This is a genomic window from Bartonella sp. B39 (assembly GCF_053795145.1).
Genome location: NZ_CP200036.1, coordinates 644,084 through 668,741, shown reverse-complemented (window position 1 = coordinate 668,741; position 24,658 = coordinate 644,084). Strand labels below are relative to the sequence as shown.

Annotated in this window: 21 protein-coding genes; 7 read left to right on the top strand and 14 right to left on the bottom strand. The window is 37.8% G+C overall.

The features are described 5' to 3' along the window. Nucleotides 1-32 precede the first annotated feature (32 nt). From V4P57_RS02990 to V4P57_RS02980, 3 genes are all read right to left on the bottom strand, one after another. Nucleotides 33-590 (bottom strand): DUF2059 domain-containing protein, encoded by a 558-nt coding sequence (locus tag V4P57_RS02990; RefSeq protein ID WP_455466701.1) that lies wholly within the window; start codon nt 588-590, stop codon nt 33-35. Nucleotides 591-697: 107 nt separating this feature from the next. Continuing rightward, nucleotides 698-1,402 carry a ribose-5-phosphate isomerase RpiA gene (gene rpiA, locus V4P57_RS02985; protein WP_455466700.1) on the bottom strand — a complete coding sequence of 235 codons (705 nt, stop codon included), beginning with the start codon at nt 1,400-1,402 and terminating at the stop codon, nt 698-700. 367 nt (nt 1,403-1,769) lie between these two features. Continuing rightward, on the bottom strand, nt 1,770-4,109 hold the full coding sequence (locus V4P57_RS02980; RefSeq protein WP_455466699.1) for a ComEC/Rec2 family competence protein: 2,340 nt from the start codon (nt 4,107-4,109) through the stop codon (nt 1,770-1,772). Between the two features lie 116 nt (nt 4,110-4,225). On the opposite strand from V4P57_RS02980, the gene gltX reads away from it, so the two are divergent. The 7 genes from gltX (at nt 4,226) to V4P57_RS02945 (ending at nt 12,297) form a co-directional block, all read left to right on the top strand. Beyond that, entirely contained in the window at nt 4,226-5,650 is a 1,425-nt protein-coding gene (gene gltX, locus V4P57_RS02975; protein WP_455466698.1) for a glutamate--tRNA ligase, read from the top strand. A 256-nt stretch (nt 5,651-5,906) separates the two neighbouring features. Continuing rightward, a complete protein-coding gene (gltA, locus tag V4P57_RS02970) occupies nt 5,907-7,202 on the top strand; it encodes a citrate synthase (protein ID WP_455466697.1) in 1,296 nt (431 codons plus the stop codon). An 845-nt stretch (nt 7,203-8,047) separates the two neighbouring features. After that, nucleotides 8,048-8,800, top strand: a complete 753-nt coding sequence (locus V4P57_RS02965; protein ID WP_455466696.1) for a transporter substrate-binding domain-containing protein — start codon at nt 8,048-8,050, stop codon at nt 8,798-8,800. 390 nt (nt 8,801-9,190) lie between these two features. Next, on the top strand, nt 9,191-9,943 hold the full coding sequence (locus tag V4P57_RS02960) for a transporter substrate-binding domain-containing protein (protein WP_455466695.1): 753 nt from the start codon (nt 9,191-9,193) through the stop codon (nt 9,941-9,943). Nucleotides 9,944-10,019: 76 nt separating this feature from the next. After that, the gene (locus V4P57_RS02955) at nt 10,020-10,742 is read left to right on the top strand and encodes an ABC transporter permease (protein WP_455466694.1); all 723 of its coding nucleotides are present in this window, start codon (nt 10,020-10,022) and stop codon (nt 10,740-10,742) included. Then, the gene (locus tag V4P57_RS02950) at nt 10,739-11,446 is read left to right on the top strand and encodes an ABC transporter permease (protein ID WP_455466693.1); all 708 of its coding nucleotides are present in this window, start codon (nt 10,739-10,741) and stop codon (nt 11,444-11,446) included. Before V4P57_RS02955 ends, V4P57_RS02950 begins: the two co-directional genes overlap by 4 nt. A gap of 77 nt (nt 11,447-11,523) precedes the next feature. Further along, a complete protein-coding gene (locus V4P57_RS02945) occupies nt 11,524-12,297 on the top strand; it encodes an amino acid ABC transporter ATP-binding protein (protein ID WP_455466692.1) in 774 nt (257 codons plus the stop codon). Here V4P57_RS02945 and lpxB read toward each other — a convergent pair whose 3' ends face one another. The 11 genes from lpxB to tsf form a co-directional block, all read right to left on the bottom strand. Next, on the bottom strand, nt 12,298-13,494 hold the full coding sequence (gene lpxB, locus V4P57_RS02940) for a lipid-A-disaccharide synthase (RefSeq protein ID WP_455466691.1): 1,197 nt from the start codon (nt 13,492-13,494) through the stop codon (nt 12,298-12,300). It lies immediately after the preceding gene. Continuing rightward, nucleotides 13,487-14,359, bottom strand: coding sequence for an LpxI family protein (locus V4P57_RS02935; RefSeq protein WP_455466690.1), 873 nt, complete (start codon nt 14,357-14,359; stop codon nt 13,487-13,489). Before V4P57_RS02935 ends, lpxB begins: the two co-directional genes overlap by 8 nt. Nucleotides 14,360-14,361: 2 nt before the next feature. Continuing rightward, nucleotides 14,362-15,186, bottom strand: a complete 825-nt coding sequence (lpxA, locus tag V4P57_RS02930) for an acyl-ACP--UDP-N-acetylglucosamine O-acyltransferase (RefSeq protein WP_455466689.1) — start codon at nt 15,184-15,186, stop codon at nt 14,362-14,364. Between the two features lie 23 nt (nt 15,187-15,209). Beyond that, the gene (gene fabZ, locus V4P57_RS02925) at nt 15,210-15,677 is read right to left on the bottom strand and encodes a 3-hydroxyacyl-ACP dehydratase FabZ (RefSeq protein WP_455466688.1); all 468 of its coding nucleotides are present in this window, start codon (nt 15,675-15,677) and stop codon (nt 15,210-15,212) included. A gap of 1 nt (nt 15,678) precedes the next feature. Further along, nucleotides 15,679-16,725 carry a UDP-3-O-(3-hydroxymyristoyl)glucosamine N-acyltransferase gene (gene lpxD, locus V4P57_RS02920; RefSeq protein WP_455466687.1) on the bottom strand — a complete coding sequence of 349 codons (1,047 nt, stop codon included), beginning with the start codon at nt 16,723-16,725 and terminating at the stop codon, nt 15,679-15,681. A gap of 65 nt (nt 16,726-16,790) precedes the next feature. Then, a complete protein-coding gene (gene bamA / locus V4P57_RS02915) occupies nt 16,791-19,187 on the bottom strand; it encodes an outer membrane protein assembly factor BamA (RefSeq protein ID WP_455466686.1) in 2,397 nt (798 codons plus the stop codon). Nucleotides 19,188-19,394: 207 nt separating this feature from the next. Beyond that, nucleotides 19,395-20,543 (bottom strand): M50 family metallopeptidase, encoded by a 1,149-nt coding sequence (locus V4P57_RS02910; RefSeq protein ID WP_455466685.1) that lies wholly within the window; start codon nt 20,541-20,543, stop codon nt 19,395-19,397. A gap of 15 nt (nt 20,544-20,558) precedes the next feature. Further along, the gene (locus V4P57_RS02905) at nt 20,559-21,374 is read right to left on the bottom strand and encodes a phosphatidate cytidylyltransferase (RefSeq protein WP_455466684.1); all 816 of its coding nucleotides are present in this window, start codon (nt 21,372-21,374) and stop codon (nt 20,559-20,561) included. A 776-nt stretch (nt 21,375-22,150) separates the two neighbouring features. Further along, nucleotides 22,151-22,711, bottom strand: a complete 561-nt coding sequence (gene frr / locus V4P57_RS02900; protein WP_455466683.1) for a ribosome recycling factor — start codon at nt 22,709-22,711, stop codon at nt 22,151-22,153. A gap of 37 nt (nt 22,712-22,748) precedes the next feature. Further along, nucleotides 22,749-23,468, bottom strand: a complete 720-nt coding sequence (gene pyrH / locus V4P57_RS02895; RefSeq protein ID WP_455466957.1) for a UMP kinase — start codon at nt 23,466-23,468, stop codon at nt 22,749-22,751. A 162-nt stretch (nt 23,469-23,630) separates the two neighbouring features. Then, the gene (gene tsf / locus V4P57_RS02890) at nt 23,631-24,554 is read right to left on the bottom strand and encodes a translation elongation factor Ts (protein ID WP_455466682.1); all 924 of its coding nucleotides are present in this window, start codon (nt 24,552-24,554) and stop codon (nt 23,631-23,633) included. Between the last annotated feature and the right edge of the window lie 104 nt (nt 24,555-24,658).

The following is a 24,658-nucleotide window of genomic DNA, read 5'->3' as shown; positions in this document are numbered from 1 at the left end:
ATCGCACATTTATTGTAATGAAATTAACTAAACTATTTTTGATTTTCTGAAGTGTTCGATTTCATAGGCGTAATAGAGTTGTTCAAATTAAGTGCTTCAGACATCTCTTTTCTTACATTTTTTATAAGATCCTGCATAAGAGCAGAACGCCATGCATCAAATGTAGAATAAGCATCACGCGCAATATTTGGAACTTCTGTCAAAAACTTTTTACCGGTATCAGAACTATAAAATGCTGTAATTTCATCAAGTTCTTTTTGAGTAAAATATCTTGCATATACGTGAGCAATCTCTTTTTCTAAGTCAGAGCGTCGTTTAGCCAGAGCAAGCGCTTGCTTGTCAACAATCTCAGAAATAGCAGTTGCTAAATTGGGATCATCGCTGATTAATTCATTTTTTAGATCATGTGCCGCATTCGGTAAAAAATTATCAAATTGATCAGTTGCGTGAATGGCACTTATAGCCTTCCTAGCTGAATCTAAATGCTGATCACTCACACCTTGTGCATAAACCATTCCAACATTCACAACAAAAACGGCAACTGCACTCAAATATACGACAAAACGCTGAAAAGAAAATATTGTTTTCATTTAATGATTACCCCGATTACTAGTTATAATTCAAATTCGTTATTTTATTCAAAATCTTCAGTACCCTTTACTATTATGCTAACATATCGTCATGTAAACTGTCTTTTCTAAAAATCAAACGGTTCTAAAACTTTTATTTGACCATCTGCCATCGCTACAACGGCACGCGAAGCCAATCCCAAAAAAAGACCATGCTCGATAACACCAGGAATTGCAAGAAGTGCTTCCGATAATGGTTTTGGCTGCAAAATACACCCCAAAGATGCATCAAGAATGAAGTGACCACTATCTGTTTCAAAAGGATTGTCCCCATCCATTCGGAGTGTAATTTCTCCAGAAAGCCCTAGATCCTCAGCTGCTTTTTCAATGGCTCTGCGTGTAGCATTCATACCAAACGGATTGACTTCAATTGGCAACGCAAAAGCACCAAGCGTTTTTACTATCTTTGTTTCATCCGCGACAACAAGCATCGTACGAGATGCAGTCGCTACAATTTTTTCACGCAACAACGCTCCACCACCCCCTTTAATAAGAGTCATCTCTGGGCCAATTTCATCGGCCCCATCAATATCAAGATCAAGTTCAGGCATTTGTTCTAAAGTAGTGGTAGGCACCCCAAATTCACGACAGAGCTGCTCAGAATATCGTGAAGTAGCAACACCCGTCACACGCAGACCTTCCGCAACGCGCTCGCCAAGAAGGCGAATAAATTCATTTGCTGTAGAACCTGTTCCTATACCAAGCCGCATATTATCTTGAACAAACTCAAGTGCTTTAGCAGCCGCCATTTTTTTTAATTGCTGAACATCCATGAATCACTTCACCTTTGTGCCAATCAGTGACATTTATTACAGATTGATAACAAAAAGTAGCCTATTGCCTCAACCTGCCATAAATTTATTCGCCACCTCTTGGTTAAAAAAGTGTTAATTGCTACAAAATACGTGATAATAATAGAATAGAATAATTAACAATTTTATCTCTTTCTAAAATTTATTAACATTTTCCATAGCCAATAAGCATTTTAGCTTACCACTATTGATAAGGTGTACTAAGCACTTCTGCAAACTTATAAATTATTCAGATACTAAAAAAGTTGTCTGCTTTTTTGAAAAACCACGAATTATCAGTTAGCTCTAGTGAAACTGACAATGCCATAACAAAAATAACAAAGCATGATCAAAAAATATACCTCTCATTTCCTATTCTGTTGTTATCCGGACTGAGGAAGGAAAATGGGTAGTTATACGCTTTTTCTGAATGCTGCCTGTGCATATTCCACGGTCTATGAAACCCCATTGAAGACCAAATGATGTCCCCATTTTTGGTCATCATAACGCTCCCTCGTGATAACAATTGTTGAGAAGTAAATATTATTTTCGCTTTTTTGTTGCATGCCTTATTATCCATTGCGAATGCCGTAATCATAATGTCTGCCTCTACGCATCGATCTGTTTCTCCACGTAACACAATCACTCTTAATCCATTTTCTAATAAGGACGCACATACATGATTATCACAAACGAACTGTCCCTTAAATGGGGGACCATATTTTGTTGGCTTGATCGTCTCATTCACACGAAATGATTTTTTCCATATGGATGTCATAAGCTGAGAGATATGATAACGATCAATATATAATTTCTTTTTATTGATAACACCCACAAGCCTCATATTATCTGCTATAATGAGTTGTACAGGTGAATGCATCAGGCAAACATAAATACCAGCTAAAATTAAAAGACTAAAAAAGAACCTGATGGGTGTTTTACAAAAAATAAGTCCAACCAAACCTATATTCAATAAAATCAACGCAGATAACGGCATAAATCCAGGATTTAAATCAGGAGAAATATCCTTTATAAGGTAAGCAATTTTTATCACAAGACCAACACCAAAACCCATAATTTGAAGCGGTAACCATTCAAGACCCCAAAACATTGCAAGGACTGCTATTAGTCCAAAAGGTATGATGAGGGTTGATACTATCGGCAAGGCTAAAGCATTACTGACAATACTAAGAAATGCAATATTGGAAAAGTGATAAGCAGCGTAAATTCCACTGGCAGTTCCCGCTACAAACGAAGATGCACATATTGAAAGTATCGATAAGAATGCAAAATGAGTCACTCTACCTCCAACATAAACAGGTGTTGTTTTGTTTTTACGAAAAAACGACCTCCCACTCCACCAATCAAAAAACGCAATCAAAGCTGCTGTTGCAGAAAAAGACATTTGAAAGCTTGGTCCTAATATTTCATGCGGCTTAACAGCCAAAGTTATCAAACCCGCAATAGCAAAATTACGCATTGTTATAGCTGAACGATTACATAATACAGCAACCAACATAACAGCAATCATCACAAAACTTCTTTGTGCTGATACAGCCATACCAGACAGTAATAAATAAAAAGCTGTCATCATCAATGCAACAATAGCTGCAAATTTTTTAGCAGAATAATAGGATGAAAAAACTGGGAAAAGTGCTAAAAAACTACGGATGCTTACAAGAACTATACCACTCAACAAAGCCATATGCAAACCTGATATTGATAAAATATGCGCTAATCCAGCCGCACGCAATGCTTCATTTGTGTCATTTGAAATACCACCCCGCTGTCCCGTTATAAGAGCAGCCGCAACACTGCCCTTTTCTCGGTCAATTGCCACACGGATTCTTTGTGTCATGTTTGTCCGTAAATTTTCAATTTTTTGTAAGAGTATACCTAATATTCTATTGGGCTGTGAAACTGATATTTTAATTGGCTTTCCCAAATAAATTCCCTGAGCACCAATTCTTTTAAAATAATTATGAAAACTAAAATCGTAACCTCCTGGCCGTACAGGCCCAGATAATGCACGAATCTTTACCATCCCACGTAGCCCATCGCCAATTACTAATCCATATGGCAAATGCCTTGCCGATAAACGGACACGATTAGGCCCATGACGTAATGCTGGCTTTTCTGTCCTCAAAACATCCAGAACTAAACGAAATCCCCCTCTTTGCATTGCCTCAATAGAAACAATTCTTCCCGTTAATGTTGTAACAACATCACCACTTAGCATTGGTGTAGATATACGCTGCGTTTCTATTTTTGCAGCCAAAGCGCCCAATACAATACAAAACAGAAATCCCGCGGTAATCCATATTCTCGGATAAAAACGCAAAATGTAGAGCATTCCAAGAAAGATACTCATTAACACACCAAATTGCCCCCAACTTGGCTCTTGCTCTAAACTAAAATAAAAAATGATACCTGTAGAAAAAAATACTAAAATCAACGAAAAAAGAATTCCAAAAGAGATTTCTTCGTCTATATAATCTACAAACCACTTCCAGAAAAAAATTATTGCTTCTTTTAAAGGTGTAAATAAAAAAATCTTTTGTTTATTACGGCTGTCGTTATTTGCATTATAAAGAGTAAAAAAAGCATCTTTCCATGGAAAAATTAATTTTTTTCTTTTTGACACACCGATTCTGGATAAAGTACTCTTGGCTTTGTTTTGATTAAACATCTGCAAACCTCCCACTTTAACCTGCAATGCTGCTATTGCACACCCTGTCACTTATGCTAACATAATCTTTCCATAAAATTCTACGAATAACATCTTAATTTTAAAGGAAGATATCCGTGTCCGTTATTACCCGCTTTGCTCCCTCACCAACAGGATTCCTTCATATCGGAGGTGCTCGTACTGCTCTCTTTAATTGGCTTTATGCAAAACATACTGGTGGGAAAATGCTTCTAAGAATTGAAGATACAGATCGGGAACGCTCAACAGAAGCAGCTGTAAAAGCTATTATAGATGGCTTACACTGGATGGGTCTTAGCTATGAAGGTGAGCCTATTTCTCAATTCGAACGCGCAGAACGTCATCGCCAAGTTGCTGAACAATTGGTAAAAAACGGCAAAGCTTACTATTGCTATGCCTCACCTGAAGAATTGGCTGAAATGCGCGAAAATGCCCGTGCAGAAGGTCGTCCACCACGTTATGATGGACGTTGGCGCAACCGTGATATTTCTGAAGCTCCTAAAGGTATTACGCCTGTTATTCGTATAAAAGCTCCACAAGATGGAGAAACAATTGTGCATGATCGAGTCCAAGGTGATGTTCGCTTCCCTAATAAAGATTTGGATGATTTTATTATTTTGCGTTCTGACGGCTCGCCCACCTACATGCATGCTGTTGTCGTTGATGATCATGATATGGGTGTGACACATATCATACGCGGTGATGATCATCTCACAAATGCAGCACGTCAAACAATTATCTTTAATGCAATGGAGTGGGATATCCCTGTTATGGCGCATATTCCACTTATTCACGGTGAAAACGGTGCAAAACTCTCAAAACGTCATGGCGCATTAGGTGTTGATGCCTATCGAACAATGGGATACCTTCCTGCTGCTTTGCGCAATTACCTAGTCCGTCTGGGTTGGAGTCATGGTGATGACGAATTGATTTCAATCGAAGATATGATTTCTTGGTTTGATATTGATGATATTAATAAAGGTGCGGCTCGTTTTGATCTCAAAAAGCTAGATGCCATCAATGGACACTATATACGTACAAGCAATGACCAAGATCTTTTTGTTGCTGCACTTCATATTCTACCAGAGATTGAAGGCGGATTAAAAATAATAGAAAGACTTGATGAACAACGCCGTGATCAATTTTTTAAAGCTATACCAAATTTGAAAGAACGTTCAAAAACACTGTGCGAACTCATTGACAATGCCTCCTTCATTTTTACACAACGACCGTTACTTCTTGATGAAAAAGCACAAACACTCTTAGACAAAAATGGCCTAGCGATCTTAGAAAATATCTATCACGCTCTGAAAGCGTGCCCCTCTTGGGATACAGAAACGTTGAGTGAAACTCTTCGATCTTATGCACAAACACAGGATATCAAATTAGGAGCTGTTGCCCAACCACTTCGAGCAGCTCTCACAGGACGCGCAACATCACCAGGGATTTTTGATGTTCTGATTTTATTGGGACGAGACGAAGCTCTCAACCGCATCAATGACCAACTGCTCATGACCGCGTAGGCTAATTACATGTACCTATGTTTGCTTAGCCAAATGAGCATTTAAGTACAAATGTCTCAACGTGAACTGAAGGCTGTCCTCTATCTTAATTAGTCGCAATACATATTTTATAAAATTACAAATAAAAAATATTTTTAGATTGCATGAGTTAACTTTTAGAGTAAATCTACCTTCAGTGTAGGTAGGAAAATCTTCCGTTGTATACCTCCCTATTTAAATCTAGATTTTATGGCGAAGGATCTGAAAGGAACATCTAATGTCTAAGAATAAAGCGCACCTTACAGTAAATGATAAAAAAATAGAACTTCCCATGCGTAAAAGCACAAGCGGACCTGATGTCATTGAGATTGCTTCTCTCTACAAAAAAACAGATACTTTTACTTACGATCCTGGCTTTACCTCAACTGCTTCTTGTGAATCAAAAATCACTTATATTGATGGTAATAAAGGAATATTGCTTTATCGCGGTTATCCTATCGACCAACTGGCTGAAAAAGGAGACTTTCTCGAAAGCTGCTACCTTTTACTTTATGGTGAACTCCCAACAAAGCAAGAGAAAAATGATTTTGACCATTGTATTATGCAGCACACGATGGTACACGAGCAGTTTGCACGGTTTTTTCACGGATTTCGTCGCGACTCACATCCTATGGCCGTCATGGTTGCATGCCTTGGAGCTATGTCTGCATTTTATCACGACTCTATTGATATTACAGACCCTCAACAGAGAATGATTGCTTCTGTTCGCCTCATCTCAAAGGTTCCAACTCTCGCTGCTATGGCCTATAAATACAGTATCGGACAAACTTTCGTTTATCCGCGGAATGATCTTAGCTATGCTGAAAACTTCCTTCGTATGTGCTTTGCCGTTCCTTGTGAAGAATACAAAATCAACCCTGTACTCGCTCGAGCTATGGATCGAATCTTTATCCTTCATGCAGATCATGAACAAAATGCTTCTACATCCACTGTACGTCTTGCAGGATCATCAGGCGCCAATCCATTTGCATGTATCGCAGCAGGTGTTGCATGCCTTTGGGGACCAGCGCATGGTGGAGCCAATGAAGCATGCTTAAAAATGCTACAAGAAATAGGTTCCGTTAAGAGAATTCCTGAATTCATTGAACGTGCAAAAGATAAAAATGATCCTTTCCGCCTGATGGGATTTGGTCATAGAGTCTATAAAAATTATGACCCACGTGCAAAAATCATGCAAAAAACCTGTCATGATGTTTTAAGAGAACTAAATATTCAAGATGATCCGCTTCTTGATATCGCTATAGAACTTGAGAAAATCGCCTTAAATGATGAATATTTTGTTGAGAAAAAGCTTTATCCGAATGTTGATTTTTATTCTGGCATTACATTAAAAGCTCTAGGCTTTCCAACCGAAATGTTTACTGTTCTTTTTGCATTAGCGCGTAGTGTCGGTTGGGTTGCACAATGGAAAGAAATGATTGAGGATCCTGCACAAAAAATTGGTCGTCCTCGTCAACTCTATACAGGTTATGCCATGCGTGAATATGTCCCTATAGATAAACGTATGAATTAAACAAAATAACTAAATCAATAAAGCTTCAATTTACTGGATCTCTATTATAGATAATCAGATGCTATAATCTGAAAGTACCTTTACAAACCTTTATTTTGAAATTCTTTTTGCAGATATAGTACCATCATAGGGATTGTACAGAAAATTTTCTGATAGCTTCCCTTTAATAAATCAATAAAATTCACAATGCTTTTTTTAGATTGAAAAAATATTGATAAAAAAGAGATAAAAAATTTCAACTTATGCTTCTCGTTCCGCTCAATGAGGCGTATTCTCCATCATTCTATGTAAAAATTCTGCCTCTAAAAACAGTACTGCAAAAAAATTACAAAAATACTCTTTATAATTATACGCCAAACATTGCCTACTGCTCTTCAGAAGATTGGAAAAAATGATATACGCTCTTACAACCCTCATACGCAAAATGATATTTTACCAAAGAAGTGCCACAAGAAGCACCATTGTGTAACTAGCATCCCCTCAAGAATTCCTCTTAAAATTATCTGTTAATAACACGCTTTTTTACAAGAAAAACATTCACTCTTCTCAGAAAATAAATTCCCATGTATCTCTCGAAGTATTTAAACATTTTATAATACCAGTGATGACAATCACATTTTACTTTTTTCCTAATGTCTAAAATTTCTTTATGCTTAAATTGAATAATTTTTCTTTAAAGCTAAATTCCGCATTTTTAAAATAAATAAATTTTTTTGATAATAATACCCATTATGATGATAGCAAAATGGAACACTCATAAATTTTTGAATTGCTCCACAAGAGTTTACAGATTATAAAAAACTACGACGATCTTATATTTTTCCGCTTATCCAATAGGAGACAGAATGAAATTATTTAAAATGGTTCTTATAATAAGCGCAACACTGTTCATCCAATCTGCCAATGCTCAAACGCTGAAAATTGCGAGTGATGCCTCCTACCCCCCATTTAGTTACATTGATTCAAATAATGAATTGCAAGGTTTTGATATTGATATATCTTATGCACTTTGTGAAAAAATGAACGTTGAGTGTACTATCATTACCCAAGACTTCGAGGGAATGATTCCTGGTCTTCTTGCAAAAAAATACGACGCTATCGTTTCTTCCCTTGCTCCTACACAAGAGCGCTTACAAAAGATCGACTTTACGGATCCTTACTATAATACAGCACTTGCTGTCATTGTTACAAAAGATTCAGAAATTAAAGAGATCTCAACTAAAGCCTTTAAAGGTAAAAATCTTGGTACGCAATCAAATACAACACAAGCCGCATATGCTGAAGATCATTATGCCCCTGAAGGAGCAAATATTAAACTCTATCCTACAATAATAGAAGTGAATCGTGATCTTTTAAGCCATCGGCTTGATGTGATAATCAGTGACAAAGTACACGCCTTAAATTGGCTCCAAAATGAAGGAAAAGATTGCTGTCAACTTCTAGGAATTCTTGAAGAAACAAAATTGCCCATTGCAATTGCAATCCGTCAGAATAATAATGATCTTAAAAATAAATTCAATCAAGCAATAAAAGAAATCCGTTTGGATGGAACCTATGATAAAATTATGAAAAAATATTTTACATCCGATATTTACTAAAATAAGTGTGAGCTAAAATTGGACAAACCATCTATTTTTGAAAATAGCATTCGTAGTTATTAAAAGGTCAATACTTCTTGGTACCTAAATGTTTTACAATGCTAATGACGACAGCAATATGTTATTTTTGTCTTCCTAAGATTTAAGCTTGTACGTAGATTGAATTGACTTTTCTAAAACAAAATTTTGTATTTTTTTGAAGAAAATGATAAAAATCGTCTTATAAGATGTAATCATGCAATATAATCAATGAGATATTTATTTTTTTGTATCTATCATAATGAGGGCAAAATGAACACCAATAAATTTTTGCATTGCTCCCTCAAAAACTTACAGATTATAAGATACATGACAATCTCATTTTTCCCGCTTATTCAACAGGAGAACATAATGAAATTATTAGCAATAGCTCTTATAATAAGCGCAACACTGCTCACCCAATTTGCCAATTCTCAACCGCTAAAAATTGCAAGTGAAGGCTCATACCCTCCATTTAGTTATATCGACTCAAATAACGAACTCAAAGGATTTGATATTGATATATCTTATGCACTTTGTGAAAAAATGAATGTCGAGTGTACTATCAACACTCAAGACTTTGAGGGAATGATTCTTGGTCTTCTTTCTCAAAAATACGATGCCATCATTGCTTCTCTCGCTCTCACACAAGAGCGTTTACAAAAAATTGACTTTACAGACCCTTACTATAACACAGCACTCGCTGTAATTGTTACCAAAGATTCAAAAATTAAAGAGATCTCAGCAGAAGCCTTTAAAGGTAAAAATCTTGGTGTGCAATCAAATACAACACAAGCTGCGTACGCAGAAGACCATTATGCTTCTGAAGGAGTAAATATAAAACTCTATCCTACAACAATAGAAGTGAATCGCGATCTTTTAAGCCATCGCATTGATGCCGTTATCGTTGATAAACTACACGCATTAAACTGGCTCAAAAATGAAGGAAAAGATTGCTGCCAACTTCTAGGAACTCTGGAAGAAACAAATTTTCCTATTGCAATTGCAATCCGTCAAAATAATAATGATCTTAAAAATAAATTCAATCAAGCAATAAAAGAAATCCGTTTGGATGGAACCTATGATAAAATTATGAAAAAATATTTTACATCCGATATTTATTAAATATCACTCTGAACTAAAATTAAACAAACTATCTATCACTAAAAACATTATCTAACTCTTTATGAGGAACACAAGAATGATTGAAGATTTAGCATTGCTATCATTTAGCAATGGTCGGTGGGGTATGGTTATACTTTCTAGTGCGGGAATGACGCTATCATTGGCTTTGTGCTGTGGGCTCTTAGGGCTTCCTTTAGGTCTTCTAGCTGCTGTGATGATTCGATCCAATATTAAAGTAGCTAAAGCTATAGCGTCTCTCTTTTCATCAGTCTTCCGTGGATTACCGGAGCTTTTAACATTATTTTTAGTTTACTATGGTCTACAGAATATTATTCAAATTGTTTTTGATTATTTCAATATTGAGATAATGTTCAGTATCAATGCTTTTGTTGCCGGTGTTCTTGCACTCAGTATGGTTCTTGCTGCCTTTTCTTGTGAAGTTTGGCTTGGAGCATTCAACATTTTTGATAAAGGACAATATGAAGCGGCTAAAGCTCTAGGGCTTTCACGCTCGACTACATTTTTTCGTATTGTTTTTCCTCAGCTCATTCAAAATGCTTTGCCAGGGCTTTCTAATAATTGGCTTACCTTACTTAAAGATACATCCCTCGTATCAACTATTTCGCTTGTTGACCTTATGCGACAAACGAACTTAGCAGTCGCAGCCACCGATAAACCTATGCTTTTTTATCTTGTGGCATGCTTACTCTATTTGTTATTTTCAGCATTCTTTTCTGCAATCTTACGCACTCTGGAAATATATACTCAAGCAGGATATCGGAAGGTATTGTGTTCATGATTCCTGAGTGGCTTTATTTTCTTTTTAATCCTGCTCTTTTAAACCGCTATGGGCCTAAATTTATTGAAGGCTTTATTGTTACTGTTGAGCTTGTTTCTATTGCTTGCTCTATTGGATTTTTTCTTGGTATGCTTATCGCATTTGCACGTTTGTCAAATAATAAATTTGTACGATATTCTGCAGAAATTTATGTCTATTTTTTTCGTGGCTCTCCTTTATTAGCCCAACTTTTTCTTTTTTATTACGGTCTTGGTTCAATGAATGACTTCTGGCAACAGGTTGGTTTGTGGTGGTTCTTTCAAAATGCATGGTATTGTTGTCTTTTCATTTTTACACTCAATTCTGCTGCCTATCAATCCGAAATCTTTAAAGGAAGTTTTTTATCTGTAACAACTGGACAACGTGAAGCATCAAAAGCTTTAGGATTGAGCAGTTCTGTAACATTTTTTAGAGTTATTCTTCCGCAAGCCATGATTGTAGCATTACGCCCTTTGGGAAATGAAGTTATTTTAATGATTAAATCCAGCGCCATTGCCTCACTCATTACTATTTATGATTTAATGGGAATTACCAAGCTAACTTATTCGCGTACGTTCGATTTCCAAGTGTATATTTGGGCTGCTCTTATCTATCTTCTTATCGTTGAATCTATTCACCATTTTATCGTTTTTATCGAACATCGTCTAACCCGATATTTACGATAAATAAAGAGCACAATAACTTCTACCAAATAAAAATGTTAAATTAACCAATTTATTTATCAATGAAAGAATACAACAAGATGAGTTTGGAAAATAATAAATCTGCCGATACCTCCAAAAATTCCGTGATTTCTATTCGGAATTTAAATAAATGGTATAGAGATTTTCAAGTACTCTATGATATTAGCTTCGAAGTTAAAGCTGGAGAACGAATTGTTATTTGTGGCCCTTCCGGTTCAGGTAAATCGACTTTGATTCGTTGTATTAATCAATTAGAAAAAGCACAAAAAGGTTCAATCCACATTCACAATGTTGATATTCATACTGCTCCTCTATACCAGCAGAAAAACGTTCTTCGTAAAATAGGAATGGTTTTTCAGAACTTTAATTTATTTCCTCATATGACTGTTATGCAAAATTGCATTTTAGCACCTATAACAGTCCAAGGACTTTCCAAAAAACAAGCAAAAGAACGGGCAATTCGTTATCTTACTGATGTTGGAATTGAACAACACTGTAATAAATACCCTTTACAACTCTCTGGAGGGCAACAACAGCGTGTTGCAATCGCCCGTGCACTTTGTATGAAGCCAGAAGTGATGCTGTTTGATGAACCTACGTCAGCTCTTGATCCAGAAAGTGTTGGAGAGGTTTTAGAAGTTATGGTTCAATTAGCGGATACAGGTATAACGATGCTCTGTGTTACCCATGAAATGGGTTTTGCACGTGAAGTCTCAGAAAGAATACTCTTTCTAGAAAACGGAAAGATTATTGAAGATACAGCATCTGATGAATTTTTTACCAATCCTAAAAACCAACGTGTTTATGATTTTCTTTCTAAAATCAAACATTAATCATAAAGGTTGTTTTGTGGATACAATTTTAGCACTGCTCTTCAGAAAAGTCATAATTGTTTGCGCACCCAAAACTCCCGATGGTATTTCAATTTTCATTCTCTGTTCCATCATCTCAAAAGCGTCGAGCTGTGCCTGTCGTATTAAAGGATTATACAAAAGTTGTTCTATCTGCCTTGCTAACATGCCTGGGCGTAGAAATTCATCAAAATATTCCGGGACAATAGGCTTATCAGAAATAATATTGGGAAGCGCTGCACTCCATAACATTATTTTAGGAAAAATAAAGAATTTAGAAAAACGATCAAGTTTATAGCAAAGAACCATTGGAATTTTAGCTAATGCTAATTCAAGTGATACCGTTCCAGATGCTGCAAGTGCCACATCTGCATTAGTGAAAGCATGCCATTTTGCATCCTCACCAACGACAATCTCTACTTTGCTGTTCCAGCCCTGAACAAAATCACGAATTTCATCTACTAAATGTGGCAAGGTTGGTAAAATAATACGTAAATAAGAAATACGTTGTGCAAGAATTTCTACTGCTTCTCTAAAAATAGGCATTAAAGAACGAATTTCTAACTTGCGTGATCCTGGTAAAATAACCAACGTGGGGCATAATGCTTGTTTAATACACGGCTGTTCTTTTTTTGATTGAACAGCCAAAAGCGGAGGATAAGTTAAAAGACGATGTCCGACATAAGTAGTGGGAGGACCACCCAAATCTTGCATAATTTTTTCTTCAAAAGGAAAAACTGCTAAAACATGGTCAATAAATTTGCGCATAGCTTTAGCGCGCTCTGAACGCCATGCCCAAACAGTTGGTGCAGCATATTTAATGATAGGAATAGAAGGCGCTAAAACACGTACCTTTTTTGCAACACGATGGGTAAAATCAGGGCTATCAATAATGATGAGACAATCGGGTTGTTCTTGTGCGATGAATTTAGACAAATTACGAATATGCATCAGCAATGAAGGCAGTTTTTTTAACACTGCACCTAAACCTATTAAAGCGATATCATTAATATCAAAAATGCTTTTTAAACCTAACGCCTTTAAATGGCTTCCACCAACACCAATCAAATGAATATTGCACCCTGTTTGTTGTGATAAACAAGAAATCAAATCTGCTCCAAGCAAATCACCAGATTCCTCCCCTGCGACAATAGCAATTTTAAAGGAATAATCATTCATGATTAAACTCTTCAAATGTTTCTATAAAAAGTGAATGTTCATTAGCTTCTTTTACTGTTTCTTTTACAGACAAGATCAAACTTCTATTCGCTTCTAAAGCAACACCAGATAGTCCACTCTTTGCAGAATTCATCATCGTCGTAGGTCCAATTGATGGCAAATCAACACGATGGTCTTGTTGTGGTTTTGCACATTTAACAAGAACACCACCTTTAGGTGGAACCTGCCCTCTTTCTCTCATTTCACAAACCCGCCACAGCATATTATCAGTTCCCTCTGCTCCTTCAACCGCAACAACTCTCCCATTGATAGCCACAACTGCTTGCCCAATATCTAATTGACCTAAAAGCTTTGCTACTTCTGCTGCTAAGAAAATATTTTTTTTCTCTTTTCGCGTAGCACGCCGCACTGTTAAATCAAATTTCATTGGAGCTAAAAGATCTGCTACTATCTCGTGAGCACCAACAACACGAAAACCATACGCTTCAATAATCCGTATAAAAACTTTCAATAACGCATCATCCCCCTTTTTTAAAGCCCACAGTAATTTAGGTAAAGCTAAAAAGGTTGTTAAATCAGGACGCAATTGCGTAAAAAGCGGTCGCTTTTTTACACCACCCGCTAAAACGATATTACAAACAGAAGCTGCTTTTAAGATTTTAATAAGGCGTGCTAATTCTACAATTGATAACTCACAATGCTCATAACGATAAAGTACAGCGTCTGCCTCATCACGCAACAGTACGAGAAAAGGGTTCTGTCCATCTTTCTCAAGAGCCTGAGCAACGCTAATCGGTAGAACACCATTGCCTGCTATAATAGCAGTACGACCGGAAAGAAAACTTCTGGCACCAGAGACAGACATTTTTAATCCTTATTTTCTTTTAGTCTATCACCTTCAAATTTTGGCGTACAATAAAAACGTTTTCCTTCTTCCTTAATAAAATTAACTATGTCCAGAACAGGCTGCGAAGTGGAATAGAAAGAAGAAACATCACTTACACGCTCTTTAAATGGCTTACTGTGATCAAAAAGCATGGCAACCGCATGGCGTAATGCATGAATATCTTTACGCTCAAGTCCCGCTCGCTTCATACCAATAATATTTAATCCAGCAAGTTTTGCCTGTACCCCAACAGCTGTTCCATAGGGAATGAGATCACCAACCAATGCCGATACACCGCCAATAAATGCATGATGCCCAACTCGAACAAATTGATGCACAGCAGCACCACCGCCAATAATAACATAATCATCAACGATAACATGACCAGCAATCATCGCATTATTTGCAAATGTTACATGATTGCCTACATGGCAATCGTGGGCGATATGAGCATAACAAAAAAATTGGCAATTATCACCAACAACCGTCATTCCCACACTCGAATCGGAGCCTCTATGCATTGTTACGCCTTCACGAATCGTACAGTTTTTACCAATAGAAAGAGTTGTATGCCCCCCCTTATGTTTATTATTTTGTGGATCTCCCCCCAAAATTGCATGTGAAAATACTTTACTATTGGCTCCTAACGTTGTTTTCCCCATTATCACAACATGACTCATCAAACTGCATCCATCATCAATAACAGCCTCTGAACTAATATGACAAAATGGTCCAACTTGTACATTCTCACCAAGCTGCGCTCCCCTCTCCACAAGAGCAGTTGGGTGGATTTTCGTACCGGACATTTTTAAATTCCCATCAATATCGTTTACTCTTCTTCGATAATCATCGCAGCAATTTCCGCTTCAGCGACGCGGACATTCTCTACTTTTGCAACACACGAAAAACGCCGCATACCAGACCTCTTTTTTAAAAGCTGAACATGAATTTTTAACTGATCACCAGGTACAACCGGTTTGCGAAATTTCGCATGATCAACAGTCATAAGATAAACTAAATTGGTTTGCTTATTCCCTAATCTTAAAAGTGAAATTGCCCCTGCTGTTTGTGCCATAGCCTCTAAAATCAATACCCCAGGCATAACGGGTTTTGCGGGAAAATGTCCCGTAAAATGTGGCTCATTAATCGTTATATTTTTAATACCAATAGCTTCTTGCTCACCATCAATTTCAATTATGCGATCAATTAATAAAAACGGATAACGATGTGGTAATATTGACAGCAATTTTTCAATATCTACAGCCTCTAAGCTTTTAATTTCCTCAGTGTTGATCATATTAGCGTTTCTCCTTTTTAATTTTGCCAATACTGCGCAACGCCGCCACTTCACGGAACCACTGCTTAAATGGTCGTGCTGGACTCCCACCCCATTTTTCCCCATCCGGAATATCATTCATAACACCACTACCAGCAGCAATCTGAACACATTTACCTATTACGATATGATCTGCTACTCCGACGCTACCTCCAAGTTGAGACATATCACCTATTGATGTACTTCCAGCAACTCCGCATTGCGCAGCAATAAGGCAATTGCGACCAATCTTTACATTGTGCGCAATCTGGACGAGATTATCGATCTTGCTTCCTTCACCAATAACGGTGTCTTCAAATGTTCCGCGATCAATCGTTGTGTTCGCACCAATTTCTACACCATCTTCGATAATAACACGACCAAGTTGCGGGATTTTTTCAATCCCGGAAACACTACAAACATAACCAAAACCATCTTGCCCAATGCAAACGCCAGGGTAAATTTGAACTCTATCACCTATTAAAGAATACTGAACTGTTACCTTGGGAGCAATATAACAGTTACGCCCAATACGACAATTTTCGCCAATTACAGCAGTGGAGGAAATAAGAGTTCCTGCACCAATCTCAACATTTCGACCAATAACAGCTCCTGCTTCGATACATACATCGTGCGCAAATTTAGCGGTTGGATGAATATGCGCATGCGGTGAGATTTCTCTCTTTCCAAACCAAGGCATTGGCTCGACAGAATCAGGAAATAAGATGCGACCAATCCGAGCAAAATCACGCTGTGGTGTGGATGTTACCAAAATCGCCATGGACTCAGGAACTTTGAAGACAATTTCATTCGTGCAAAAAACAGCAACAGCAGAGCTCCCTAAAAGCGCATCGGAAAATTTTCTATGCTCCACAAACACAAGAGAACCTTCCACAGCACTCTCAAGTGAAGAAAGAGTGTTTATAACCGCATCAGAAAACTCTGGATTAAGAAGTTTAGCACCTGTCAACTCTGCAACATTAGCAACCGTCAATCGCCGGGACGGCGTAAAAAAAAATATATCCGCCATCAAAATAATTTCTCTCCCAGCCTAATCCATTCTCTTCAATTTTTTTCTTCTAAAGAAAATTCAAATCAGAACTTCGTAGAAATACCAAAATTTAATTTCTGCAATCGGTCACCTTCCTGTTTTTTTATTGGCCAAGCATAATCAAAACGCAGCGGACCAAATGGTGAATCCCATATCAAACTTAAGCCAGCAGACGAACGCCAATCACTTTTAGTATGTGTAACAGGCGTTTCACCCTGAAAAACAGGCTGATAATTATTCCCATAAAGTGTTGCAACATCCGCAAATAAAGCGCCACGCAATCCTAACCCTTCAGGTACAACAGGTATAGGAAATTGCACTTCAGCAGTCGCATTCATATATGTCGTTCCACCCAAGAAATAAACTTCACCTTTATTAGAAATCTGACGAGGACCTATTCCATTGTATTTGAACCCTCGGATCATATCAGTATTTACTTTAAACATATCGAAGATACGAACACCATCTTGGCCCATTCCATGGATATATCCCCCCCCAAAGGAAAGCAAACCAACAATATCCATTTGTTCAGAAATCGTCTTATACATCATCGCTTTACCAGTTGTCTTCAAGAACTTTGCACTTCCGCCAAGCCCCGCATATTCCTGAAGAAGACGTACATACCACCCATCATGTGGGTTTTTCATATCGTCAATCGTATTATAAGTCAAACCATAGCTAATTGATGAACGCTTCCAAGGGCTGTGCTTTGCCGCTTGAACAATTGCACCAGAATATTTCCCATATAACTCTTTTATGTTAGTCTCTGTGCTTAAATCATACTCTTTACCAAAATCATATTCTTCTTGCACATAAGAATAAGCTAAATTAGCCGATAATCGATCATTAATAGGCAACGCGAACCGAAGCGACCCACCTGTCTGCCGTACATCATATGCTTTATCAGCACGATACACACTGCGAAAAATATCAACACCAGCAGACAAACGATAACCTAAAAAATAAGGATCAACAAATGACAGATTGTAATTACGAGATTTTTCTTGCCCAGCACCTAATCCTAAACGAACATATTGACCACGTCCTCCAAGATTACGTTCGGTAACAGACACCTCGAGTGACATACCAGGGCTTGTACCACCCGTTGTATATCCTCCAGACAAAGAAAGATCCCCTGTGGGAGCTTCAACAACATCTATAACTAAGGTAACCTGATCAGACTGATCCGTTGGGACCATTGAAATGTTAACAGCTTTGAAAAAGCCTAGACTTTCTAGGCGACGTTTTGCTCGTTGCACTAAAGTCTGATTGTAAGCATCCCCTTCATTTAAATCAATCTCACGGCGAATAACATAATCACGTGTCTTCTCATTGCCGCGTACCTCGATACGCTGAATATAAGCCCGTGGCCCTTGTTCAATGTTATATAAAATTGAAATTGTATGATTTGCCAAATCACGATTTCCCCGTGGCTCAACTTTAGCAAAAGCATATCCCGAATCAGCAACCTTATTATTAATAATTGCAACAGACTGTTCAATGCTCTCTGCACTGTAAACGTCACCTGGTCGAGTTTTAAGAACCCCTTTTACAGATTGAACGTCAATCCCATCAACATCACTTTCGACCTGAATGTCACCAATTCTATAGCGTACCCCCTCATCAAGAACAAAATAAATTTTGTACGTATTACTTGCTTCATCAAAAGTTGCTTTAGAGGAAACAACACGAAAATCTGCATAACCGCGATTATAATAAAAGCGGCGTAAAACTTCTTCATCAGCAGCTAAACGCTCCTCACTATAAACATCACCCCCCAATAACATCGAGAATATTCCCGAAGACTTTGTTGAAATCACATCACGCAACCGGCGGCTTGCAAAAGCATGATTCCCCTTAAAGATGATATCACCAATTTTTGTTTTTCGGCCTTCAACAACATTAAACACCACATTTACACGCCCTTTTCCTAGATTAATGGTCTGAACTGTAACAGCAACGTTATTACGACCAACAGTCTTATAAGCTTCACGAATCGTATTAACATCCGCCGAGAGCTTACCAGAGTTAAAAGGCTCATTCGGTTTTAAAGAAATAAATCGCTTAAGATCATGATCTTTAAGAGACTTATTTCCCTGAAACAACACCTGATTGACTACTTCATATTCCTTGACGAATACAACCAACCTATCGTTAACTCGATTTATTTTCACATCATAAAACAAGCCCAATCCAAAAAGCTGCTTCACTGCAGCATCGACGTCACCACTGGAAAAATTCTGTCCAGCTTTAATACCCAGATTGTCTCGAACTGCTTGAGCGCTTACAAACTTATTCCCGCGAACATCAATAGAATGAACCACAGATGCTTGCACTTCTCCAATCATCGCAGTTGACATAAAGATTGCTGCTGGAGCAATCAACCCCATCCTCAACATCAACACAGATGCTGCATTTAAAAATTTTGAACTCATAGTCATTGGCTTTTTTTACCTTACTCTTACTTCCCTGGACATGATGCCTCAAAAAGCTAACCGCCATAATAACTCTTTTTTCACAGCGAAACTCTTCACCCCTTAATTACTTATTACAGTCCACGATGCCACAATATTTTGCGAACATGGTAAACGACCTTTAATTTACTTTCCCTATTATTACCCAATTTATAAAATGTTTTCCATCATTTATTAGCTAAACCAACAAAAATAATCATTAAAGAACGCAAAAATCATAAAGAAGAGAATAACCAAAAAACCTAAGCGAAAAAAAAACTTCCGAATTTTAGCAGATATTGACCTTCCAGTAAAAACTTCAATAACGTGAAATAACAAATGCCCACCATCAAGTGGCGGAAGTGGAAAAAGATTAATAAACCCAATACTTACAGAAAGAAAAGCTGCAAAATTCAATAAAGAGATAAAACCTGTTTCACTTACTTTCCAAGCAATCTTAACCGTCTTAGAGGGACCACTTAGCCGACAGCGATCTTCTTTTCCTCCTATTAAACGACTCACAAAAAAAATTGTTTGGGTAACAATAGATGCAGTACGTGCCGATGCTTCCTTCACTGCTCTTACAAAGCCGTAGTTAATATGTTTCACATAAGCTGGATCTAAACGCGCTGGATTATCTCGATCAATAGGAACTCCTACGCCTATCATGCCGCTTTGAATCCGATTACCAAATCCATCATCCCGTTCAATCACTTTTGGCGTGATCACCGTCGTAAATACCTGCCCCATGCGCTCTATTTTAAACTCTATAGGATCTTTACCATGTAAAGTCATATAATTCATCAGATCTTCAAAACTTTCAACCCGATGCCCAGCCATTTCAACAAAACGATCACCCAATTCTAAACCAGACTGAATAGCAGGGCTATCTTTTACCAAAGACCCAACAACAGGTTCAATGGCTACACGACCGTAAAAAAAGAAAAAAAATGTTAAAATAACAACAGTAAAAATCGCATTGAATAAGGGACCAGCAAAAACAGTTGCTGCTTTTTTCCAAGCATGCGCATTCGCAAATGAACTGTAAACTATCGGAAATGATTGAGATGATGGCAGACCCGTTTCCTCTTCATTCTCACTAAACTTTACATATCCTCCCAAAGGAATAAGCGCTAAACGCCACTGTGTGCCACGCTTATCTGTGTAACCAAATATTTGTGGTCCAAATCCAAGCGAAAAAACCGATGCCTTAATACCGCACCACTGCCCAACAAGATAATGCCCGGCTTCGTGCACAAAAATGATAATCATAATGACGAAAAGAACGCCAAAACTTCTCAAAAGCAAATTGCCTACGTCAATTATATGATTCAAAAAATCCAAGATATCTTCTCCCGATTAAACCATGCGAAAAAGATTAAAAGGTGTATCCATATCAGACATAAATGAACCAATTAAATAGAGGAGAAAAGCAGCCCCTACCAACCCATCCATACGATCCATAAATCCTCCATGCCCAGGCAATAAAGAACTAGAATCTTTAACAGAAAATTTCCTTTTTAGCCATGATTGCCCCAAATCACTCAATTGTGAAACAATCGATAAAATGAGGGAAAGTAATGGCACAAAAAAGCCTACTACACTGACGTCAAAAAATCGATAAGCAACCAATATACCGCCAGAAACTCCAACAAAGGTACCACCAATCGCCCCTGCCCATGTTTTATTAGGGGAAAATTGTGGCGCTAATTTAGGACCACCAAACGCACGTCCGCTGAAATATCCAGCAATATCTGTTCCCCACACTATCGTAAATAAGAAAATAACAACTTGGAATCCTAACATTTCATAGCCTCGTAAAAAGCATAAAGCCACAACCGGAAAAGAGGCATATAAAAAGCCTGAAAAAACCCAACTACCCTTTTTCACAGATCCAATAGCTAACATTGCTGCTAAAACTACCAAAACACAAAGAATCAAAGAAGCAGGTGCACCCGTTAGCAAAAAAGAACCAAAAACCAAATAAAAAATACTTGCCAATATTTTTTGTGAAACATGCCATTTCTCTTTAGTGATACGAATCCATTCATAAAGAATAAAACCACCAATGAGCCATGCAAACAAAAAAAAGATAGTTCCTCCAAGCCATGTCAAACTCAAAGCAATAATACCAAAAACAATGGCTGTCAGAGTACGAGAAATAAGATTAGACAAAACAACATCCAAACAGTAAAAATAGAAAATACAAACTCAAAAACTGACACAAGCAAAAAACTTTTCTACGTAGTCTTTATGCTCATACTTTTGCAAACTTTTCATACAATCCATTGTATATGATCTGATACACCAAGATGACGCTTATAAGACTAAAAATCCGTGTAAACAGCGTCAAAATTCTAAGTATTAAGATTAATCCTAAAATATATTTCCTAACACTCCATAGAGATTAAAAAATCAGAAAGCTGCTGTTTACTCCCTCCGTGAATTACGAAATCTCAATTTAATATCCCTTCTCATTATAAAAGCATTTTTTATCAAAATATAAATTATCTGAAAAAAATTACGCAAAATCGCAGCGGCTTGACCTATCCCACTGCATTTCTTATAATAGAAAGCAATGGTAAAGTTAAAGCGTTATTCTTTATGTAACATTTTTTCTCCAACATTTATCATGGCAGATTTAAACAACCTCCAACAACGAAAAAATTTTTATCATGTAATTTAACAAAAATATGTTAAACAAAGGTCTTTTATTGTCCTGTTAGGTAACTTTTTCCAGCAGATAGCCTCAATTCGACGCATAGATATAGATCTTTAAAAAACGCCTGTCTCTTCAAACCAGTCTTACTTTGTATTGTACAATCATAACGAAATATGTCTATTTCCATCTCATGGTCTTCTATCAACAGCACAGAGCGTTTCGCACTCTCATCCCTAAAAAGATGTTATAGGACACAGATATTAACATTTTTTCTAGCGACAAAATCGCCTTAAACATGCATAATTTCAGATTCTTTCACAGCTAAAATTTTATCAATATCAGCAATGGTTGCATCCGTAAGTTTTTGAACTTTATCTGACAAACCATGAGCTTCATCTTGACCAATTTCACCTTCTTTCTCTAATTTTTTTAAATTATCCATGCCATCCCGACGGACATGGCGAGCAGCGACACGAGCTAACTCTGCATAATGATGTGCAATTTTTACGAGTTCTTTACGGCGCTCTTCATTTAATTCAGGCAAAGGAATACGCAAATTCATACCGTCCGTGATGGGATTTAAACCAAGACCAGAATCGCGAATAGCACGCTCCACAGCTCCGACCATCGTTTTATCCCACACAGAGACTGAAAGCATCCGCGGTTCTGGAACAGAAATATTTGCAACCTGATTTATATGGACAACAGAACCATAAGCCTCAACTGTCAACGGCTCCAATAAACTGGCTGATGCTCGCCCAGTCCGCAAACCACCTAATTCATGTTTAAAAGCCGAAATAGCTCCATCCATGCGACGTTTCAGATCATCCATAATCGATGTAATACTCATATTTCTGTCTCCTTTAATTACGCCTTGAAGATTATCTTCATTCCGACACTATTGTAAACCGTCCAGTTCCATTCAATACCTTCGCTAAACCACCTTTTTCATGAATAGAATATACAATGATCGGCACATTGTTCTCGCGTGCTAAAGTGACGGCAGTTGTATCCATAACAGAAAGCCCCAATTGTAAAATATCCACGTGTGTTAATCGATCAAAACGCTTAGCCGTAGGGTCTATTTTAGGATCTGCAGAATAAATACCATCTACTTGTGTTCCCTTCAGGAGAACATCCGCACCAATTTCTGCCGCACGCAAAGTAGCAGCAGAATCAGTAGTGAAAAATGGATTACCAGTACCACCCGCAAAAATAACGACTTTTTCTTGATTCATATAATTTATAGCTTTACGCTGTGAAAAACTCTCACAAATTTGTGGCATAGCAATTGCAGATAATACAACTGTTTCAACCCCTAATTTTACCAATGATGTTCGCAACGCTAAAGAATTAATAGCAGTTGCAAGCATTCCCATATGATCACCTGTTACACGATCGCCACCATGTGAAGCAACAGCAACTCCGCGAAAAATATTGCCTCCACCTATAACAATAGCAACTTCTATACCCATCGCCCGCACTTCAGCAATATCAGCAGCGACACGGTCTGCAACGGAAACATCAATCCCAAAGCTCTGTTCCCCCATAAGGGCTTCACCAGAAACCTTTAAAAGGATACGTTTATACTGAAACGCTAATGCCATTGATAACCTCTCTCCAAAAGCACTTTTACTTTTTGCTTTTGACACTACTAAGGGCACCACTTTTCCACGTGACGCCCTCTCGATAATCATACTCTTTGCTCTTTAGTGATTTTATAATCAACGATACGATTTAAAATCTCTTAATCAACAGCTTACAAAGAGCTACCCTTTTGCAGCAGCCGCAACCTCTGCTGCAAAATCAGATTCTTCTTTTTCCACACCTTCACCCAATGCAAAACGAATAAAACCTGTAATTTTTGCCGGCGCCCCAATCGATTTTTCAGCATCCCTTAAAGCTGTCTCAACGGTAATATCAGGATTTATAACGAAAGCCTGAGATAGTAAAACAACTTCTTCATAAAACTTGCGCATGCGTCCCTCTACCATTTTTTCAATGATATTTTCAGGTTTTCCAGACTGACGTGCTTGATCTGAAAAAATCGCTTTTTCACGCTCAATAGCACCGGCATCAACATCTTCCGCTGTTAGCGCTAACGGATTTGTTGCAGCAATATGCATGGCAACCTGCCGACCAAAAGTAGCAGCCGCCTCCTTATTTCCTGCAGTTTCAACAGCAACCAAAACACCAAGTTTGCCAAGCCCCTCAGCCACACTATTGTGTATATAAGTAGCAACGACACCATTCTCAACAGAAAGTTTAGCGGAACGCCTAAATGTCATATTTTCGCCAATGGTACCAATCGCATCTTTAATTGTTACCTCAACTGTCTTCTCAGAACCAGGGTAAAGAGATGCCGAAACAGATTCAACCCCCCCTTGCGTACCCAAAGCAGCTGTTGCTACATTGCGTACAATGTCTTGGAATAGTTCGTTGCGCGCCACAAAATCTGTTTCAGAATTAATTTCAACTAAGACCGCGCTTGAACCATTTGATACAGTTCCGATTAATCCCTCAGCCGCCGTACGACCAGCCTTTTTATCTGCTTTGGCGATCCCTTTTTTACGAAGCCAATCAATAGCGGCTTCCATATCACCATTGGTATCCGCCAGTGCTGCTTTACAGTCCATCATACCAGCACCTGACAATTCTCGAAGTTCTTTTACTTGTGCAGCAGTAACGCTCATATTTGCCTCTTTATTCTGTAACGGTAAAAGCGTGCAAAAAAAATTCCTGTGCACGCCTATAACCTTTTCTTTAGAAAACAATTACCCTAACGGGCATTTTTAAT

What these genes read in the sequence shown, in the direction of transcription:
- V4P57_RS02990 (WP_455466701.1), bottom strand. Translation starts at nt 590, where the DNA reads ATGAAAACAATATTTTCTTTTCAGCGTTTTGTCGTATATTTGAGTGCA.
- rpiA (WP_455466700.1), bottom strand. Translation starts at nt 1,402, where the DNA reads ATGGATGTTCAGCAATTAAAAAAAATGGCGGCTGCTAAAGCACTTGAG.
- V4P57_RS02980 (WP_455466699.1), bottom strand. Translation starts at nt 4,109, where the DNA reads ATGTTTAATCAAAACAAAGCCAAGAGTACTTTATCCAGAATCGGTGTG.
- gltA (WP_455466697.1), top strand. Translation starts at nt 5,907, where the DNA reads ATGTCTAAGAATAAAGCGCACCTTACAGTAAATGATAAAAAAATAGAA.
- V4P57_RS02965 (WP_455466696.1), top strand. Translation starts at nt 8,048, where the DNA reads ATGAAATTATTTAAAATGGTTCTTATAATAAGCGCAACACTGTTCATC.
- V4P57_RS02960 (WP_455466695.1), top strand. Translation starts at nt 9,191, where the DNA reads ATGAAATTATTAGCAATAGCTCTTATAATAAGCGCAACACTGCTCACC.
- V4P57_RS02955 (WP_455466694.1), top strand. Translation starts at nt 10,020, where the DNA reads ATGATTGAAGATTTAGCATTGCTATCATTTAGCAATGGTCGGTGGGGT.
- V4P57_RS02950 (WP_455466693.1), top strand. Translation starts at nt 10,739, where the DNA reads ATGATTCCTGAGTGGCTTTATTTTCTTTTTAATCCTGCTCTTTTAAAC.
- V4P57_RS02945 (WP_455466692.1), top strand. Translation starts at nt 11,524, where the DNA reads ATGAGTTTGGAAAATAATAAATCTGCCGATACCTCCAAAAATTCCGTG.
- lpxB (WP_455466691.1), bottom strand. Translation starts at nt 13,494, where the DNA reads ATGAATGATTATTCCTTTAAAATTGCTATTGTCGCAGGGGAGGAATCT.
- V4P57_RS02935 (WP_455466690.1), bottom strand. Translation starts at nt 14,359, where the DNA reads ATGTCTGTCTCTGGTGCCAGAAGTTTTCTTTCCGGTCGTACTGCTATT.
- lpxA (WP_455466689.1), bottom strand. Translation starts at nt 15,186, where the DNA reads ATGTCCGGTACGAAAATCCACCCAACTGCTCTTGTGGAGAGGGGAGCG.
- fabZ (WP_455466688.1), bottom strand. Translation starts at nt 15,677, where the DNA reads ATGATCAACACTGAGGAAATTAAAAGCTTAGAGGCTGTAGATATTGAA.
- lpxD (WP_455466687.1), bottom strand. Translation starts at nt 16,725, where the DNA reads ATGGCGGATATATTTTTTTTTACGCCGTCCCGGCGATTGACGGTTGCT.
- bamA (WP_455466686.1), bottom strand. Translation starts at nt 19,187, where the DNA reads ATGACTATGAGTTCAAAATTTTTAAATGCAGCATCTGTGTTGATGTTG.
- frr (WP_455466683.1), bottom strand. Translation starts at nt 22,711, where the DNA reads ATGAGTATTACATCGATTATGGATGATCTGAAACGTCGCATGGATGGA.
- pyrH (WP_455466957.1), bottom strand. Translation starts at nt 23,468, where the DNA reads ATGGCATTAGCGTTTCAGTATAAACGTATCCTTTTAAAGGTTTCTGGT.
- tsf (WP_455466682.1), bottom strand. Translation starts at nt 24,554, where the DNA reads ATGAGCGTTACTGCTGCACAAGTAAAAGAACTTCGAGAATTGTCAGGT.